The organism is Actinocatenispora comari (assembly GCF_017312725.1).
Taxonomy (GTDB): domain Bacteria; phylum Actinomycetota; class Actinomycetes; order Mycobacteriales; family Micromonosporaceae; genus Actinocatenispora; species Actinocatenispora comari.
Genome location: NZ_BOPO01000019.1, coordinates 59,042 through 76,617, shown reverse-complemented (window position 1 = coordinate 76,617; position 17,576 = coordinate 59,042). Strand labels below are relative to the sequence as shown.

General features: G+C 73.3%; 18 protein-coding genes. 6 read left to right on the top strand and 12 right to left on the bottom strand.

Annotation, left to right across the window (positions count from 1 at the left end; all coding sequences use genetic code 11):
- Positions 1 to 2: 2 nt before the first annotated feature.
- From NUM_RS07075 to NUM_RS07060, 4 genes are all read right to left on the bottom strand, one after another.
- Positions 3 to 770, bottom strand: coding sequence for a 3-oxoacyl-ACP reductase (locus NUM_RS07075; protein WP_207123817.1), 768 nt, complete (start codon positions 768 to 770; stop codon positions 3 to 5).
- Between the two features lie 36 nt (positions 771 to 806).
- Complete coding sequence (locus NUM_RS07070) at positions 807 to 2,156, bottom strand: aldehyde dehydrogenase family protein (RefSeq protein ID WP_207123815.1); 1,350 nt, start codon at positions 2,154 to 2,156, stop codon at positions 807 to 809.
- A gap of 136 nt (positions 2,157 to 2,292) precedes the next feature.
- Entirely contained in the window at positions 2,293 to 3,672 is a 1,380-nt protein-coding gene (locus NUM_RS07065) for a glutamine synthetase family protein (RefSeq protein ID WP_207123813.1), read from the bottom strand.
- Positions 3,673 to 3,834: 162 nt separating this feature from the next.
- Positions 3,835 to 4,092, bottom strand: coding sequence for a winged helix-turn-helix domain-containing protein (locus NUM_RS07060; protein ID WP_207123811.1), 258 nt, complete (start codon positions 4,090 to 4,092; stop codon positions 3,835 to 3,837).
- A gap of 145 nt (positions 4,093 to 4,237) precedes the next feature.
- On the opposite strand from NUM_RS07060, the gene NUM_RS07055 reads away from it, so the two are divergent.
- On the top strand, positions 4,238 to 4,480 hold the full coding sequence (locus NUM_RS07055; protein WP_207123809.1) for a hypothetical protein: 243 nt from the start codon (positions 4,238 to 4,240) through the stop codon (positions 4,478 to 4,480).
- A gap of 92 nt (positions 4,481 to 4,572) precedes the next feature.
- On the opposite strand, the gene NUM_RS07050 is transcribed toward NUM_RS07055, so the two are convergent.
- Positions 4,573 to 5,082 carry an amino-acid N-acetyltransferase gene (locus tag NUM_RS07050; RefSeq protein WP_370466938.1) on the bottom strand — a complete coding sequence of 170 codons (510 nt, stop codon included), beginning with the start codon at positions 5,080 to 5,082 and terminating at the stop codon, positions 4,573 to 4,575.
- 111 nt (positions 5,083 to 5,193) lie between these two features.
- On the opposite strand from NUM_RS07050, the gene NUM_RS07045 reads away from it, so the two are divergent.
- Positions 5,194 to 6,258, top strand: coding sequence for a DUF2330 domain-containing protein (locus NUM_RS07045; RefSeq protein WP_207123807.1), 1,065 nt, complete (start codon positions 5,194 to 5,196; stop codon positions 6,256 to 6,258).
- Between the two features lie 4 nt (positions 6,259 to 6,262).
- On the opposite strand, the gene NUM_RS07040 is transcribed toward NUM_RS07045, so the two are convergent.
- From NUM_RS07040 to NUM_RS07015, 6 genes are all read right to left on the bottom strand, one after another.
- Positions 6,263 to 6,796 (bottom strand): hypothetical protein, encoded by a 534-nt coding sequence (locus tag NUM_RS07040; protein ID WP_051802281.1) that lies wholly within the window; start codon positions 6,794 to 6,796, stop codon positions 6,263 to 6,265.
- Between the two features lie 254 nt (positions 6,797 to 7,050).
- Positions 7,051 to 7,890, bottom strand: a complete 840-nt coding sequence (locus NUM_RS07035; protein ID WP_207123803.1) for a GNAT family N-acetyltransferase — start codon at positions 7,888 to 7,890, stop codon at positions 7,051 to 7,053.
- Between the two features lie 123 nt (positions 7,891 to 8,013).
- On the bottom strand, positions 8,014 to 9,180 hold the full coding sequence (gene ispG, locus NUM_RS07030; RefSeq protein ID WP_207123801.1) for a flavodoxin-dependent (E)-4-hydroxy-3-methylbut-2-enyl-diphosphate synthase: 1,167 nt from the start codon (positions 9,178 to 9,180) through the stop codon (positions 8,014 to 8,016).
- An 8-nt stretch (positions 9,181 to 9,188) separates the two neighbouring features.
- Complete coding sequence (locus tag NUM_RS07025; RefSeq protein WP_207123799.1) at positions 9,189 to 10,457, bottom strand: M50 family metallopeptidase; 1,269 nt, start codon at positions 10,455 to 10,457, stop codon at positions 9,189 to 9,191.
- Complete coding sequence (dxr, locus tag NUM_RS07020) at positions 10,457 to 11,662, bottom strand: 1-deoxy-D-xylulose-5-phosphate reductoisomerase (RefSeq protein WP_207123797.1); 1,206 nt, start codon at positions 11,660 to 11,662, stop codon at positions 10,457 to 10,459. The genes NUM_RS07025 and dxr overlap by 1 nt, the downstream gene beginning before the upstream one ends.
- A gap of 31 nt (positions 11,663 to 11,693) precedes the next feature.
- Entirely contained in the window at positions 11,694 to 12,194 is a 501-nt protein-coding gene (locus tag NUM_RS07015) for a YcxB family protein (protein ID WP_207123795.1), read from the bottom strand.
- 207 nt (positions 12,195 to 12,401) lie between these two features.
- On the opposite strand from NUM_RS07015, the gene NUM_RS07010 reads away from it, so the two are divergent.
- Complete coding sequence (locus tag NUM_RS07010; protein ID WP_207123793.1) at positions 12,402 to 12,728, top strand: DMT family transporter; 327 nt, start codon at positions 12,402 to 12,404, stop codon at positions 12,726 to 12,728.
- A gap of 85 nt (positions 12,729 to 12,813) precedes the next feature.
- Positions 12,814 to 13,380 (top strand): TetR/AcrR family transcriptional regulator, encoded by a 567-nt coding sequence (locus tag NUM_RS07005; RefSeq protein WP_207123792.1) that lies wholly within the window; start codon positions 12,814 to 12,816, stop codon positions 13,378 to 13,380.
- Positions 13,381 to 13,422: 42 nt separating this feature from the next.
- On the opposite strand, the gene NUM_RS07000 is transcribed toward NUM_RS07005, so the two are convergent.
- The gene (locus NUM_RS07000; protein WP_225918384.1) at positions 13,423 to 15,093 is read right to left on the bottom strand and encodes an FAD-binding oxidoreductase; all 1,671 of its coding nucleotides are present in this window, start codon (positions 15,091 to 15,093) and stop codon (positions 13,423 to 13,425) included.
- A gap of 233 nt (positions 15,094 to 15,326) precedes the next feature.
- Between NUM_RS07000 and NUM_RS06995 the strand changes: the two genes are divergently transcribed.
- Positions 15,327 to 15,920, top strand: coding sequence for a TetR/AcrR family transcriptional regulator (locus NUM_RS06995; RefSeq protein ID WP_207123789.1), 594 nt, complete (start codon positions 15,327 to 15,329; stop codon positions 15,918 to 15,920).
- A 13-nt stretch (positions 15,921 to 15,933) separates the two neighbouring features.
- On the top strand, positions 15,934 to 17,508 hold the full coding sequence (locus NUM_RS06990; protein WP_207123787.1) for a glycerol-3-phosphate dehydrogenase/oxidase: 1,575 nt from the start codon (positions 15,934 to 15,936) through the stop codon (positions 17,506 to 17,508).
- Positions 17,509 to 17,576: the final 68 nt, after the last annotated feature.

Here is a 17,576-nt window from a genome sequence, read left to right as displayed (position 1 = left end):
CGCTACAGCGGAGTCACGTACGCGCCGGAGATGCCGCCGTCGACCAAGAACGTGGAGGCGGTGACGAAGGACGCGTCGTCGGAGGCGAGGAACGCCACCGCCGCGGCGATCTCCTCCGGTTCGGCGAACCGCCCCATCGGTACGTGCACCAGCCGGCGCTGCGCCCGCTCCGGGTCGGCGGCGAACAGTTCCTTGAGCAGCGGGGTGTTGACCGGTCCCGGGCACAGCGCGTTGACCCGGATGCCCTCCCGGGCGAACTGCACGCCCAGCTCCCGGGTCAGCGCGAGCACGCCGCCCTTGCTCGCGGTGTACGAGATCTGCGAGGTCGCCGCGCCCATCACGGCGACGAACGACGCGGTGTTGATCACCGAGCCGCGGCCGGCGGGGCGCATCTGCTCGATCGCGTACTTGCTGCACAGGTAGACCGAGGTGAGGTTGACGCGCTGGACCCGCTCCCAGGCCGCCAGGTCGGTGGACAGGATCGAGTCGTCCTCCGGCGGGGAGATGCCGGCGTTGTTGAACGCCACGTCGAGGCGGCCGTGCTCGCGGGCCACCGCGCCGAACAGCTCGCGTACCGCGGTCTCGTCGGTGACGTCGACGTGCCGGTACTCGCCGCCGGTCTGCTCGGCGACCGCGGCGCCGGCGTCGTCGTCGATGTCGACCACCACGACGGTGGCGCCCTCGGCCGCGAACCGGCGGGCGGTGGCGGCGCCGATGCCGCTGCCGCCGCCGGTGACCACGGCGACCCGGCCGTCCAGACGTTCGGGCATCCCTCTGTTCCTTCCGATGGTGGCTGGTCGCCGGCGTCAGCGCTCGGCGAGGAAGACGTTCTTGGTCTCGGTGAAGCCGGCGAGCGCGTCCGGGCCGAGTTCGCGGCCCAGGCCGGAGGAGCCGAACCCGCCGAACGGGGTCGAGTAGCGCACCGAGGAGTGCGAGTTGACCGACAGGTTGCCGGCTCGGACCCCGCGGCTGACCCGCAGCGCCCGGCCGAGGTCGCGGGTCCAGATCGACCCGGACAGCCCGTACGCGGTGTCGTTGGCCAGCCGGATCGCATCGGCCTCGGTGTCGAACGGCAGGACCGACGCCACCGGCCCGAAGATCTCCTCGCGCCAGGCCCGGTCGGTGCCGGCGCCACCGGCGAGCACGGTCGGCGGGTACCAGAAGCCGGGGCCCTCCGGCGCGGCGCCGCGCAGCAGCACCTCCGCACCGTCCACATAGGACCGTACCCGGTCCCGGTGTGCCGCCGAGATCAGCGGCCCCACCTGGGTGTCCGGCGCGCCCGGGTCACCGACCCGGACCGCGGCGAGCGCGTCGGCCAGCGCGGCGAGGAACGGCTCGTACGCGCCGCGCTGCACCAGGATCCGGGTGCGGGCGCAGCAGTCCTGGCCGGTGTTGTCGCAGAACGACATCGGCGCCGCCGCCGCGGCCGCCGCCACGTCGGCGTCCGCGAAGACGATGTTCGCGGACTTGCCGCCGAGCTCCAGCGTCACCCGCTTCACCTGCTCGGCGCAGCCGGCCATGATCTGCCGGCCCACCGTGGTCGAACCGGTGAAGCACACCTTGCGTACCGCCGGGTGGGTCACGAACCGCTGCCCGACCACCGGACCAGCGCCGGGCAGGACGGTGAACACGTGCTCCGGCAGGCCGGCGTCGCGCGCCAGCTCCCCCAGCCGCAGCGCGGTCAGCGGGGTCAGCTCGGCCGGCTTGAGCACCACCGTGTTGCCGGCGGCGAGCGCCGGCGCGAAGCCCCAGGACGCGATCGGCATCGGGAAGTTCCACGGCACGATGATGCCGACCACGCCGAGCGGTTCGTGGAACGTGACGTCCACGCCGCCGGCGACCGGGATCTGCCGGCCGCACAGCCGTTCCGGCGCCGCCGAGTAGTAGTCGACCACCGCCGCCGCGTTGCCCGCCTCCCAGCGCGCGTTGCCGATCGGGTGGCCGGAGTTGCGCACCTCCAGCGCGGCCAGTTCGTCGGCGTGCGCCTCGATGCGCGCGGCGAACGCGCGCAGCAGCCGGCCCCGGTCGGCCGGCGCGACGTCACGCCACGTCTCGAACGCGGTCGCGGCCCGTTCGATGGCGGCGTCCGCCTCCTCCACCGACGCCAGCGGCACGTCCCCGATCGGCTCCCCGGTCGCCGGGTTCACCAGTTCCATCGCACTCCCCGGTACGTTCGCTCGCGGCCGGACGACCGACTGCCGTCCTCCCGCCGGATCATCCACCGCGTTCCCGGCCGGTCCCCCACCGGGCCGGGCCCAGCCGGCGCCGCCGGGACCCGGCGCCGTCGCCGGGTCACATCCGCTCGAACCCGCGGTACAGCTCCCAGTCGGTGACCGCGGCGTCGAACGCGGCCAGTTCGACCTCGGCGCAGTGCGCGTAGTGCTCGACCACGTCGGCGCCGAACAGCTCGTGCGCCACCGCACTGTCCCGCCACCGCGCGACCGCCTCGCGCAGCGTCGCCGGCACCCGCGCCCCGTCCTGCCGGTACGCGTTTCCCGCGCACGGCGGTTCCAACGCCAGCTCGTGCTCGATCCCGTACCGGCCGGCGGCGGTGATCGCCGCGACCGCGAGGTAGGGGTTGACGTCGCCGCCGGGCACCCGGTTCTCCACCCGCAGCGAGTCGCCGTGCCCGACCACCCGCAGCGCGCAGGTACGGTTGTCCAGCCCCCAGCGCACCGCCGTCGGCGCGAACGAGCCGTCCCGGAACCGCTTGTAGGAGTTGACGTTCGGCGCGTACAGCAGGGTCAGCTCCGGCAGACAGCGCAGCTGCCCGGCGAGGAACTGCCGCATGGTGGCGCCGAAGCCGTACTCGCCGTCGCCGGCCAGCGCGGGTGCGCCGGCGTCGTCGCGCAGCGAGCAGTGCACGTGGCAGGAGTTGCCCTCGCGCGCGTTCGGCTTGGCCATGAAGGTCAGCGACCGGCCCTGTGCGGCGGCGATCTCCTTCGCCCCGGTCTTGTAGATCGTGTGGTTGTCGCAGGTGGTCAGCGCGTCGGCGTAGCGGAACGCGATCTCGTGCTGGCCGAGGTTGCACTCTCCCTTGGCGGACTCCACCGTCATCCCGGCGCCGGCCATCCCGCGCCGGATCTCGCGCAGCAGCGGCTCGATCCGACCGGTGGCGAGGATCGAGTAGTCGGCGTTGTACTGGTTGGCCGGCGTCAGGTCGCGGTAACCCCGACGCCAGGCATCCTCGTACGAGTCGTCGTAGACGCAGAACTCCAGCTCGGTCCCGACGTACGGGTGCAGCCCGTGCCCGGCGAGCGCGGCCAGCTGGTCGCGCAGCACCTGCCGCGGCGCCACCGCGATCGGCTTTCCGTCCACTGTGGACACATCGGCCAGCAGCAGCGCGCTGCCGTCCCGCCACGGCAGTGACCGCAGCGTGGCGAGATCCGGCGTGAGCACCAGGTCGCCGTACCCGGTGTCCCAGCTCGACGTCGCGTACCCGTCCACGGTGTTCATCTCGACGTCGACCGCGAGCAGGTAGTCGCACGCCTCGGTACCGTGCTCGACCACCTCGGCGAGGAAGAAGTTCGCGTCGAACCGCTTGCCCACCAGCCGCCCCTGCAGGTCGCAGGCGGCGAGCACGACGGTGTCGACGCTCTCCCCGGCCACCCGCCGCCGCAGCTCGTCGATCCCCAACGCCGGCTCCCGCCGAATCGGCGTCCCGCTCTCCATAGACGTCTCCTCCGCGCGTGTCCGGCCGGGCCATGCACCGTGGCGGGTCGAGCCTAGATCGACTTCTCCGATCCCGCTGCCGCGCGGACCCGAGAGACCGCGAGAATTCGGACCGGCTGGTCAGTCCAGGGTGTTCAGTCCGGGATGCTCAGTCCGGGATGTTCAGTCCAGGTCTCCGACCGGCTCGACGAACGTCCCGCGCGCCGGGATGGTCCGGACCTTGCCCTGTTCGGCGAGCAACCGGAACGCCTTTCGGGTAGTCATCGGCGCGATCCCTGTGAGTTGCTGAATGTCCGATTCGCTGGGCAGCTTCTGCGTCGGCGCGTACTCCCCGGCCTCGATGGCGTCCGCCAGGACGCGGGCGAGCTGCCGGTAGACGGGCGAGGGCGCCCCTCGAGTAATCGTGTCCCAGCGCGGCATGAGTCGAAGCTACGTGCGCTGTCCCGCTCCTCCTCGCCAGTTCGCGGACTGGCCCGCTATAGCGCGACCTAGCGCAGTTGGTCTAAAGTGATCTCGCCGTCACAGACAAGCCGTTTGAAACCGCGATGCCAAGCAAGGGAGCGCCATGAGCCATACTCCGATCAAGGACGCTAGGCCCCGCGCGGGCGACGAGTGCTTCATCTGCCCGGCCGCCGGGGTGCCCGGCGTCGGGTCGTGGTGGGCGCTGGTCGTGTCCACCGTGGACACCCTCACCGAGGGAACCATGTACCTGCGGGTCGTTCCGCTCGACCAGGTCGGCAGCGCCGACGCGCGGGTGCGCACCTACTTCGTCCGGCTGTCCGGGCTGCTGGTGCGGCGGACGGCGTGAGCGTCCGCATCGCGCTGGGTTGGCTGTTCACCCTCGTGCTGGCGTTCGTCCTCGGCTGCTGCCACGCGTACCGGGGGCGCTGAGGCGCCGAGCTAGAGGTGGCGGAGCATGCGGGTGTTGCCGAGGGTGTTGGGCTTGACGCGTTCCAGCTCCAGGAACTCCGCGACCCCCTCGTCGGCCGAGCGCAACAGCTCCCGGCGCACGCCGGTGTCGACGGCGGAGTCCGAGTCGATCACCTCGAAGCCGTGCCGGGCGAAGAAGTCGACCTCGAAGGTGAGCACGAAGACCCGGGTCACCCCGAGGTCGCGGGCCACCTCCAACAGCTCGGCGACGAGCCGGTGGCCGACGCCGTGGCCGCGCTGCGCCGGGTCGACCGCCACGGTGCGGATCTCGGCCAGGTCCTCCCAGAACACGTGCACGGCGCCGCAGCCGACGACCCGGTCGCCGAGTTCGGCGATCCGGAACTCCTGGATGGACTCGTACAGGGTGACGGCGGGCTTGGTGAGCAGCCGGCGCTCCGGCGCGTACCGGTCGATCAGCGCACCGATCGCCCGCACGTCGGCCGTCCGGGCCCGACGTACGGTCAGCGTTGGAATCTCTATGCATTGAGTTGCATGTTCATCCACCTGGGCAGCATACACGCGAGTGGGAACCGGTTACGGTCGCGACGCGTCCGATCCGTGACCGAACACACCCGTCCGCCGAGGAGCGCCATGACCCGCACCCTGCGCCGAGCCGCGGCCACACTCGCCGCCGTCGTCCTCGGGTCGCTCGCGCTGATCGCCACCCCGGCGTGGGCCTGTGCCTGCGGCGCGGTCCTCACGCACGGGCCGGCAGCCACCGTCGCCGACGAGACCTCCCTGGTCGCCTACGACGGGCACACCGAGACGATCACCATGAGCCTCACCCTCACCGGCGACCCGACCGCCGCCGCGTGGTTCCTGCCGGTACCGGCGAAGCCGAGCTTCGCGCTCGCCGACGTGGCACTGTTCAACCAGCTCGCCACCCTCACCGCACCGCAGGTCGAACAGCCGCACGGCGGCGGCTGCGACCACGGTGCGTGCGCGGTACCGGGGCGGCCCGCGCCGCAGGTCAGCGTGCTGCAGCGGGTCCCGGTCGGCCCGTACGACGTGGCCACGCTGCGGGCGTCGGACGGCTCGGCGCTGCACGACTGGCTGGCCAAGCACGGCTTCACGCTGCCGGAGCGCCTCGCCACCGGCGTCGCCCCGTACGCGAAGCAGGGCTGGGACTACGTGGCGGTCCGGCTGCGGCCGGCCGACGGTACGACGTCGCTCGGCCGGCACCTGCCGCCGCTGTCGGTCAGCTTCGCCAGCGACGAGCTCGTCTACCCGATGCGACTGAGCGCCCTGGCGAGCCACCCGCAGACCGTCCGGCTGTACGTGCTCGCCGAGCACCGGATGCGCCCCACCGGCCCGCTGCCCACCGCCTCGGACGTGCGGTACGCGGGCTGGGTGGCGCCCGGTTCGGTCGGCGACCCGCTCGCCTCGATGCTGTCGCGGCGGATGTTCCTCACCCGTTTCGACCTGGTGAACCTGTCGCCGGCGCGGATCCACGACGACTTCCGGTTCGACCGGGCACCCGCCGACACGACCTACCGGGACACCTACTACGCCGGCGGCGGCGACCAGCTCGAGCCCCGGTACGACCCGGTGCAGGTGACGCTCGTGCTGCTCGGCGCCGGCGCCGTGCTGTTCGTCCTGCTGGCCGGTGTCGGCCTGACCATCGGCCGGCGCCGGACGCGTCGTCCCGCGGCGTGACCGGTCAGGCCGCGTTGCTGGTCGGTTCGGCGGCGCGGGCGCGCAGCGGGGTCGCCTCCACCGCCTGCTTGCGCGCCGCGGCGTCCTCGGACATCCGTTCGGCGATCATGCCGGCCTGGTGCGCGAGCGCCCCGACCACGGCCGGTACCAGCGGAAGCAGCCAGTCGGCGACGAAGCCGTGGCTGGACATGTTCGCCACCAGCACCGCGGCGCCGGCCGCGCCGCAGCCCTTCACCATGGCCCGCCACATCGCCCGGCCGGTGTCGACGATCGCCGCCTTGCGCGCGGAGGCGATGTCCGGCAGGTCGCGCAGCGCCCGAGCGTCCCGGCGACCGAAGTTGAGCCCGGCGACCGCGGCGGTCACCGAAGTGCCGAGCACGGACGCCCACAGCCCGCTGTGCGTGAACAGGGCGACCAGGGCGAGCACCACCAGCCCGGCGCCGACGGCGACCGCGGCCCTGATCCAGTCCGCCTTCTCCCCCGGATACCAGTAGTACTTGGTGACGCCCTCGCCACGGGTCTTGACGATCCGCCCCATCACGCTCACCTCGTCTGCCCTCGGGTTCGAGGAACCATCGGTAACTCTGAGTGGTCCCTTGATTATCCCAACGTAGCGAGCGCGCTGTCACGAGCCCGACCGAGGATACGCATAAATCTGACAGAAAATTCGGACTCTAGGGCATTAAAAGGATTCCTTTGTCGTAACATACGTCGCCGAGACGGTTCCCGCCAGGGTGCGCCATCGGTACCCACCGTGCCCGTCGGCCGGCACCGCCGCCACCCGCACCGCGGTCAGAACAGCACCGTGGCGAACGCGCCGACGGCGCGGAACCCGCACCGCTCGTACACCCGGCGGGCGGCGGTGTTGTAGTCGTTGACGTACAGGCTGACGGTCGGCGCGACCCGCTCCAGCGCGTCGGCGACCACCGCGGCCATCCCGGCCGCACCGAGACCCCGGCCGCGCCACTCCGGCGCCACCCACACGCCCTGCACCTGCGCGGTGTGCCGGGTCACCACGGCCAGCTCCGCCTTGAACACCACCCGACCGTCCACGAACCGGGCATACGCCCGGCGGGACCGCACCAGCTCCGCGACCCGCTGCCGGTAGACCCGCCCGCCCGCCTCGGCGATCGGCGACACGCCGACCTCCTCGGTGTACATCGCGACCGACGCCGGGAACAGCGTGCCCACCTCGTTCGAGCGGACCAGCCGCACACCCGGGTCCGGTGCGATCGGGGCCGGGTCGGCGGTCATCAGCAGCGGCTGGCAGGCCCGGATCTCCCGGGCCGGCGACCAGTGCGGCGCGAGCCGCTCCCACAGCTGGAGCACCGCCCCCGACTCGCCGACGATCGACGAACAGCGCCGGCCCTCCCGCCGCGCCAGCTCGGCGAACCCGGCGATCGCGTCGGCACCGGCCCGAACCGGGATCATGTTGGCGCCCAGCCAGCACAGCGACTCCAGCCGGCCGGGCGCGCCGTAACCGAACACCCGCGCGCCGGTCCGCCACCAGGTCAGGCCGCCCGCCTCGACCCGCTCGGCGACCTGCGCCGCCGCGATCGGCTCGGCGTCGAGCAGCCTATGCACATCGGCCCGGTCGGTGTCGCCCAGCAACCGGACCGGAACCGTCAACACGCCCCGTCTCCGGGCGCTTCTCCCCACACGCATCAAGCGTGCCAGACGACGGCCGCCGGTGTCGGCCGCATCCGCGGGAGCATCGGCACGATCCGCCGTCCGACCGGGACCGACCATCCGACCTCAGTGCACCTCGACCGTGGGGCCGAGGCCGCGCAGCTCCTCGGGCAGCTCGGCGCCGGACTCCTCGGCGATCCGCAGCGCCTCCTCGATGAGCGTCTCCACGATCTGCGACTCGGGCACCGTCTTGATCACCTCGCCCTTGACGAAGATCTGGCCCTTGCCGTTGCCGGACGCCACCCCCAGGTCGGCCTCGCGCGCTTCGCCCGGGCCGTTCACCACGCAGCCCATCACGGCCACCCGCAGCGGCACCGGCAGCCCGTCCAGGCCGGCGTGCACCTCCTCGGCCAGCTTGTACACGTCGACCTGGGCCCGGCCGCAGGAGGGGCAGGAGACGATCTCCAGGCCACGCTCGCGCATTCCCAGCGACTCCAGGATCGCGATACCGACCTTGACCTCCTCGACCGGCGGCGCGGACAGTGACACCCGGATCGTGTCGCCGATGCCCTCCGCCAGCAGGGCGCCGAACGCGGTGGCCGACTTGATCGTGCCCTGGAAGGTCGGGCCGGCCTCGGTGACGCCCAGGTGCAGCGGGTAGTCGCACTGCTGCGCGAGCTGCCGGTACGCCCGGATCATCACCACCGGGTCGTGGTGCTTGACCGAGATCTTGATGTCGCGGAAGCCGTGCTCCTCGAACAGCGAGCACTCCCACAGCGCCGACTCGACCAGCGCCTCGGCGGTGGCCTTGCCGTACTTCTCCAGCAGCCGCTTGTCCAGCGAGCCGGCGTTGACGCCGATCCGGATCGGGGTACCCGCGTCGGCGGCCGCCTTCGCGATCTCCTTCACCTTGTCGTCGAACTGCTTGATGTTGCCCGGGTTGACCCGCACCGCGGCGCAGCCGGCGTCGATCGCGGCGAACACGTACTTCGGCTGGAAGTGGATGTCGGCGATCACCGGGATCTGCGACTTCTTCGCGATCGCGGGCAGCGCCTCGGCGTCGTCCGCGGACGGCACCGCGACCCGCACGATCTGGCAGCCGGACGCGGTCAGCTCGGCGATCTGCTGCAGGGTGGCGTTGACGTCGGCGGTGACCGTCGTGGTCATCGACTGCACGCTGACCGGCGCACCGCCACCGACCGGGACCCCACCGACGTTGATCTGCCGTGACCGACGACGTTCCGCGAGCGCCGGCGGCGGAACCTCCGGCATGCCAAGACTGACCGTGGTCATACTGCGCCTCAATTCAGGGTGACCGGATTGATGATGTCCGCGGCCACGGTGAGCACGGACAGCCCACCGAAGATGATCACGACCGCGTACGTGATCGGCATGAGTTTCAGGTAGTCGACCCGACCCGGGTCCTGCCGGCCGCGGCGGGCGGCCCACCAGGACCTGACCTTCTCGAACCAGGCGATCGCCACGTGCCCGCCGTCCAGCGGCAGCAGCGGCACCAGGTTGAACACCCCGACGAACAGGTTGAGCTGGGCCAGCAGCATCAGGAAGAACCACCACGCGTGCAGCTCGACCGTCTCCCCGCCGAGCCGGCTCGCGCCGACCACGCTGATCGGCGTGTCCGCGCTGCGCTTCTCCCCGGCCAGCGCCGTGACCAGGTTCGGGATCTTGCTGGGGATGCGGGTGACCGCCTGCCCCATCTGCTGCGCGGTCTGCCCGTACAGCTCGGCGGCGTGCGGCACACCGGCGACCGGCCCGTACGTGGTGGTGGTCGAGATGCCAGCCTGGCTCGCGGTCTGCAGCACGATGCCCATCACCGTCACGTCCGACATGGTCGGGTCGTCGACCGTACCGCCGGTCGGGCGCGGCGCGGAGACCAGCGTGACGGTGGTGGTGTGGGTCCTGCCGTCGCGCAGGTAGGTCACCTTCGCCGGGCCGGCCTTGGTCTTCTTGATCCGGTCGGCCAGCTTCGCGTACGTAGGGGTCCGCACACCGTCGAGCGCGGTGATGGTGTCGCCGGCCCGCAGGCCCGCCTTCTTCGCCGGGCCGGCGATGTCCTTGGCGGTGCACCGGTCCGGGTGCTTCGCGTCGTAGGTGCGCTGCACGCAGGTGCTGACCTCGCCGAGCTTGGCCGGCACGTTGCCGGTGGCGTAGTCGGCGTACTTCGGGTTCGGCACACCGACGAACGCGGCGGCGATCCAGAAGATCACGAACGCCAGGACGAAGTGGGTCACCGAGCCCGCGACCAGCACCAGGGTGCGCTGCCAGACCGGCTTGCGCCAGAACACGCGGTGCCTGTCCTCCGGTGGGACCTCTTCCTCCTCCTCCAGCGGCGTCATCCCGTCGATCTTGACGAACGCGCCGGCCGGGATGGCCTTGACGCCGTACTCGACCTCGCCGCGGCGGAAGGAGAACAACGTCGGCCCGAAACCGATGAAGTACCGGCTGACCTTCATCCCGAAGGCCCGCGCGGTGAACATGTGTCCGGCCTCGTGGATCGAGAGCGACACAACGATGCCCAGGGCGAACAGGATCACCCCGATCGCGTACGCCATCAACGTCCCTTCCGGAAGGCGGAGCACAGCTGCCGCGCCCGCTCGCGCGCCCAGCGTTCGGCGGTCAGCACGTCCTCGACGTTACCTGGTACCCCGAAGGCCGGCGCCTGATCGACAACCGCCGCAATCGTGTCGACGATCGCAGGAAACGGTAGATCGCCGGCAAGGAACGCGGCCACGCACTCCTCGTTCGCGGCGTTGAACACCGCCGGCCGGCAGTGCCCGGCGGCGCCGACCTCGCGGGCCAGCGCGACGGCCGGGAACGCCGTCTCGTCCAGCGGCAGGAACTCCCACTGCTGCGCCGCGGTCCAGTCCATCGGCGGCGCGGCGTCGCGCACCCGGTCCGGCCAGCCCAGCGCCAGGGCGATCGGCAGCCGCATGTCCGGCGGGCTGACCTGCGCCAACGTCGACCCGTCGAGGAACTGCACCATCGAGTGCACGATCGACTGCGGGTGCACCACCACGTCGATGTTCTCGTACGGGATGTCGAACAGCTCGTGCGCCTCGATCACCTCGAGGCCCTTGTTCACCAGGTTGGCGCAGTTGATCGTGACGACCGGGCCCATCTCCCAGGTCGGGTGCGCGAGCGCCTGCTCGGGTGTGACGTCGGTCAACTCGTCCCGGCTGCGTCCCCGGAACGGGCCACCGCTCGCGGTCACCACCAGCCGCGCCACCTCGGCGGCGCGACCGCCGCGCAGGCACTGGGCGAGCGCGCTGTGCTCGGAGTCGACCGGCACCAGCTGACCCGGTTTGGCCACGGCCCGCACCAGCTCGCCGCCGGCGACCAGCGACTCCTTGTTCGCCAGCGCGACGGTGCGGCCGGCGCGCAGCGCGGCGAGCGTCGGGCCGAGCCCGACCGAGCCGGTGATGCCGTTGAGGACCAGGTCGCAGGGGTGTTCGGCGAGCTCGGTGGCGGCCTGCGGGCCGGCCAGGATCTTCGGGATCCGGTAGTCGCCGGTGGCCCAGCCGCGCCGCTGGGCCTCGGCGTAGAAGGCGAGCTGCAGGTCCTGCGTGACGCTGGCCCGCGCCACCGCCACCACCTCGACCGACAGCTCCAGCGCCTGCCGGGCGAGCAGCTCGACGTTGCCGCCGCCGCCCGCGATGCCCAGCACGCGGAACCTGTCCGGATTTCGGGTGATCACGTCAATCGCCTGGGTGCCGATCGACCCGGTCGATCCGAGCAACACCAGCTCGCGTGTCGTCATGCCGGCCATTGTTCCGTACCGACCTGACAGCTCACCGGGAGCCGACGAGCAGCCCGCGTTCAGCCACGAAGGCCCGCAGTTCCGCCAGGTCCGGCTCGCTGACGAGCTGCTTCGGCAGCTGCACCGCGACGTACTTCCCCACCAGCAGGTACACGTCGTCCGCGGTCTCCTCGACGCGCTGCAGGCCGTCCCAGCTGAAGCTCTGCGTGGCCGGCCTGCCGGTGATCGACACCCCGTCCTCGGTGAGCCGGTACTGCCAGCTCTCCCCGGCGTACGGCTGAGTACGGCGGATCCGGCGGACGGCCCAGGCCGGGTAACCGAACGCCAGCGCGGCGATGGCGACCGCGGCCACCAGCACGACGACGTCCGTCGGCTGGGCGCCGTCCAGGACCAGCAGCACGACCAGTACCGCCGCCGCGAGGCAGAGGACCACCCCGCTGGCGCGCAGGACGCGAAACAGCCGCCGGTACAGGAAGCGGACGAGCCGAGTGAGCCGCTCGTCGCCGGGTGGCAGCACGAACCGGATGTCCATCGCGATCCCTTCGGCGCGAGCTGGGCGCGACACAGCGTGGCGCGGCACAGCGTACGGGGCGAGCCGGCGCGCCACAGCGTACGGGGCGCCGGCCCGGCCGGGTACGCCGGCATGACCCACACCACGTGCCAGGGTCGACACGGCGCATTCGGATGTACGTTTGTCCACAGAATTTGTGGACGCCTGTACACAGAATGTGGACCGGACATGCCGTACGTTCTGCTCGCCGTCGCGATCGGCGCCGAGATCACCGCGACCAGCCTGCTCAAGCTCTCCGCCGGGTTCACCCGGCTGTGGCCGAGCGTCGGCGTCGTCGTGGGGTACCTGCTGTCGTTCCTGCTGCTGTCGCTGACGCTCAGGAGCGTGCCGGTCAGCGTCGCGTACGCGATCTGGTCCGGCGCCGGCACCGCGGTGGTCGCCGCGATCGGCATGGTGGTCTTCGGCGAGCCGGTCAGCCTGGTCAAGATCGGCGGCATCGCGCTGATCATCGCCGGCGTGGTGGCGCTCAACCTCGGCGGCACGCATGCCGGCTAGCGGGCCGACGACGGGCTCGATCGAGCCGGCGTGGCCACCGCCCGGCAACCACCCCGCGGCCTCCCGGCGCTGCCAGACTGGAGCGATGAGCGAACGCCGAGCCGCGGCCGGCCGGCGCGGGCGCAACGACCCGGGCCGGCGGGACCGGCTGGTCGACGCGACGGTCGCGGTGATCGCGGCGCGCGGGGTGGCCGGCCTGACCCACCGGGCCGTCGCCGACGCCGCCGGGGTGCCGCTCGGCTCCACCACGTACCACCTGGGCAGCCGGGACGAGTTGCTCGGTGCCGCGCTGCGGGCCGCGGCGGACGACTACAACCGCCGGCTGCGGGACCGGTTCGCCGCGCTGCCGCCGGACGCCGACCTGGCCGAGGCGCTGGTCGAGCTGATGCTCGACTGGCTCGGCCCGCAGCGCGACCGCACCGTGGTGGAGTACGAGCTCTACCTCGCCGCGGTGCGCCGGCCGGCACTGCGGGCCGCCGCCACCGCCTGGGTCGAGCAGATCACCGCGATGCTCGCCGAGCACGTCGATCCGGTCACCGCCCGCGCGGTGACCGCCACCGTGGACGGCCTGCTGATCGAGTGGCTGGTCGCCGAGCGTGCGCCGGACCGCGACGACCTGCTGCCGGTGCTGCGCCGCATCCTCCACTCCTGACCGCCCGACTCCCGACCGCCCGACTCCCGACCGGCGGGTGGTTCAGGAGGCCGGCGGGATCAGCGTGCCCGGGTTCATGATCCCGGTCGGGTCGAGCGCCGCCTTGGCCGCGCGCAGCACCGACAGCCCCGCGGTACCGATCTCGGTCCCGAGGAAGTCGCGATGGTCGGTACCGACCGCGTGGTGGTGGGTCAGCGTGCCGCCGGCGGCCAGGATCGTCTCGGTGACCGCGCGCTTCGCCGCCGTCCACTGGCCGATCGGGTCGGTCCGGTCGCGGGCGGCGAGCACGGTGACGTACAGCGAGGCGCCGGTGCGGTACAGGTGCGAGACGTGGCTGAGCACCATCACCCGGCCCAGCGAGTCGCGCAGGCTGCGCCGCACCTGCGCGTGCAGTCGGGGCAGCGCGCCGAAGTCGGCCGCCGTCTCCAGCGTCTCCACCAGCAGCCCGTGGTCGAGCAGCGTGTCCCGCAGGTTCGGCGCCGCGAACCTGCCGTGCAGCCAGGACCGGCCGGCCGCGGCACCGAGCGGCAGGCCGCCGTGCGCCCGCAGCGTCCGGGTCGCGGCGCGGTGCCGGAACGCCACCTGGTCCGGCTCACCCTCCCAGCCGAAGATCGCCAGACAGCCCGGGTTGCGGCCGCGGGCGGCGAGGTAGCCCCGGGCCAGCCGGGTCGGCAGCGAGCCGGACAGCAGGAACGTCGAGCGGGTCTCGTCCGGGTCGGACAGCCGGCACACGTCCGGCGCGAGCCCCGGCCCGAGCCGCTGGGCCAGCTCGCGCAGCGCGGCCAGACCGGCGGGCAGGTCCGGCAGCGACCAGCCCTCGTACCGGCGCTGCGGCGGGACGCGGCGCACCGCCAGGGTCGCCTCGGTGATCACGCCGAGGGTGCCCTCCGAGCCCACGGCCAGCGCGAGCAGGTCCGGACCGGCGGCGCTCGCCGGGCCCCGCCCCAGCCGCAGCTCTCCGGTCGGGGTCACGCAGCGCAGGGCGTGCACCAGCTCGTCGATCCGCCCGTACCCGGTGGAGGCCTGGCCGGCCGACCGGGTCGCCACCCAGCCGCCGAGCGTCGAGTACCGGTAGCTCTGCGGGAAGTGGCCCAACGTGTACCCGCGGTGCGCGAGCGCGCGCTCCACGTCCGGCCCGCGCATGCCGGCACCGAGGGTCGCGGTCTGCGCGGTCTCGTCCAGCGCGAGCAACCGGTTCAGCCGGGACAGGTCCAGCGCCACCACCGCGGCGTGCCCGCGGTGCGCGCCGGACACGCCGCCCACCACGCTGGTGCCCCCGCCGTACGGGACCACGGCCGTGTCGGTGTCCACGCAGGCGGCGAGCACGGCGGGGATCTCGTCGGCGGTCGGGGTGAGCACCGCGTCCGGCGCGCCCGACGCGTCCCCATCGCGCAGCCGGATCAGGTCGAGGTAGCTGCGCCCACCGGCGTGCGCCAGCCGCGCCGCCCGATCGGTACGCACGTGCTCGGCGCCGAGCAGCTCGACGAACCGTCGCCGGGTGCCGGCCAGCAGCGCCGAGGGCGGCAACCGCACCTCGCCCACCGGTACCGACGGGGTGTCCTCGGTCGCACCGAGCAGCCGGGCCAGCGCCCGCCGGGTCCGCGCCGACAGCGCGGGCGCCGCACCCGGTTCCCACCCGTTCCAGGCCGGCCCCCCGGGCTCGCCCCCACCCGGTTCGGGCGCGGTGGGTTCGATCCCGGCCGGTTCAGGCAAGGCTGGTTCAGGCAAGGTCGGCTCAGGTAAGGCCGGGTCAGGCCCGGACGGTTCGGGGCCGGTCGAATCGGGCCCGGGCGGGGCCGGGTCGAGGCGGTCCGGATCGGCGGGTGCCGGAACGCCCGGGCCCGGGTGGTGCTGCGACGGATCGGCCGACGGCGACGCCGGGGTCTCCGGGCGGGACGGTGTCGGGTTGCGCGACTCGGCTGGGCTCACGCGGTACAGTGTGACACATGACGTCGCTTCGTAACACCAACTCCGGCAGCGATGCCACGATCCTGGACGCGGCCCGCGAGTCCGTCCTGCAGGTCGGCGTCCGCCGCACCACCGCGACCGAGGTCGCGCGGCGCGCCGGCGTGAGCCGGATGACGCTGTACCGCCGGTTCGGTGACGTCGAACAGCTGCTGGTCGCGCTGCTGACCCGGGAGATCGGCGCGCTGCTGGCCGACCTCGCCGGCCAGACCGACGGGCTGGGCAACGGGCGGCAGCGGCTGGTCGAGCTGGCGCTGCGCGGCGTCGACCGGCTCGCCGCCGATCCGCTGCTGGCCCGGCTGATCGAGCTCGACCCGGAGCTGCTGCTGCCCTATCTGGTCGACCGCGCCGGCACCAGCCAGCTGCAGGCCCGGTCCGCCCTCGCGGCGGTGCTCGCGGAGGGGCAGGCCGACGGTTCGATCCGGCCCACCGACTCCGACGCGGCCGGCTGGGTGCTGCTGGTGGTGTTGCAGGCGTTCGTGTTCGGTGCCCGGATGCTCGCCGCGCAGACCGACCCGGCCGCGGTCCGCGCCGAGCTCGGCATCCTGCTCGACCGGTACCTGGCGGTTCGGTGACGGGGGTGGGTCGATGAGTACCGTGACGTTCCGGGCCGACGCGGCCGCGCGGCAGGCGCCCCGCAGCTGGCTGTCCGCGGCCCGGCGAGACCGGGAGCTGGCCCGGCTCGCCGCCGGCGGCACCCTCGACGTGCTGGTCGTCGGTGGCGGCGTGGTCGGCGCCGGGGTGGCGCTCGACGCGGCGTCCCGCGGGCTGTCGGTGGCGCTGCTGGAGCGCGACGATCTGGCCGCCGGCACCTCGTCGGCGTCCAGCAAGCTGGTGCACGGCGGGCTGCGCTACCTCGCCGCCGGCGACGTGCCGCTCGCCTGGGAGTCCGCCGCCGAACGGCACATCCTGATGCAGCGGGTGGCGCCGCACCTGGTGCGCTCGTTGCCGTTCGTCACCCCGTACGGGCCGGGGTTCGTCAGCCCGCACGGTGCGCTGGCCACGGTCGGCACCCACCTGGCCGACCTGCTGCGGCACGCCGCCCGGACCCCGGGTTCCCGGCTGCCGGCGCCGCACCGGATCGACGCCGAGGCGGCGGCGACGCTGGCCCCGGCGCTGCGGCGAGACGGCCTGGCCGGCGCCGTGCAGCACTGGGACGGCCAGCTGTACGACGACGCCCGGCTGGTCGTCGCGCTGGCCCGCACCGCCGCGCTGCACGGTGCGGCGATCCTCACCCGGTGCACGGTCGAGCGCGTCGACGGCGGGCGGGTGACCGCCGTCGACCGGCGCGGCGGCGGCCGGTTCGAGCTGCGCGCCCGGGTGGTGGTCAACGCGGCCGGGGTGTGGGCGGGCCGGCTGGACCCGGCGATCCGGTTGCGGCCGAGCAAGGGCACCCACCTGGTGGTCCGGGCCGACACGCTCGGCCTGCCCCGCGCCGGCCTCAACGTCGCCGTGCCCGGCGAGCACAACCGCTACCTGATCGCGCTGCCGGAACCGAACGGCACCGTCTACATCGGACTCACCGACGACCCGGTGGACGGCCCGGTCCCGGACCGCTGCGAGCCGACCGAGGCCGACGTGGACTACCTGCTCGGGGTGCTGTCCACCGCGCTGGACCGGCCGCTGACCCGCGCCGACGTGGTCGGCGGGTACGCCGGGATGCGGCCGCTGGTCGACGACGGCGCGCACCCGCAGTCCGGTACCGCCGACCTGTCCCGCCGGCACGTGGTGTCCGACAACGGGGAACGGCTGATCACGGTGGTCGGCGGCAAGCTGACCACCTACCGCCGGATGGCCGCCGACGCCGTCGACCTCGCGGTCCGCGCCTACCGGTTGCCGGCCGACCGGCGCGGCAACACCGACCGGCTGCCGCTGGTGGGCGCCGCGCCGACCGACCGGCTCGCCGCGGTCCGCGCGCCGCGCCGGCTGGTCGCCCGGTACGGGACGGAGGCGCCGCAGGTCGCCGCGCTCGCCGACGCCGACCCGCGCTTGCTCGAACCGATCGCCGACGGAGTCCCGGTGCTCGGGGTCGAGCTGGCCTTCGGCGTCCACGCCGAAGGCGCCGTGGACGTCGACGACCTGCTGCACCGTCGCACCCGCTGTGCCCTGGTCGCCGACTGGTACGCCGCGGCCCGCCCCGCCGCCCGCGCCGCCCTCGGCTGACCGCGGCGGCCGGCGGCGGGCGCCCGCCGCGGTCCTCGGTGGCGGAACCGTGCCGACCACGGCAAACG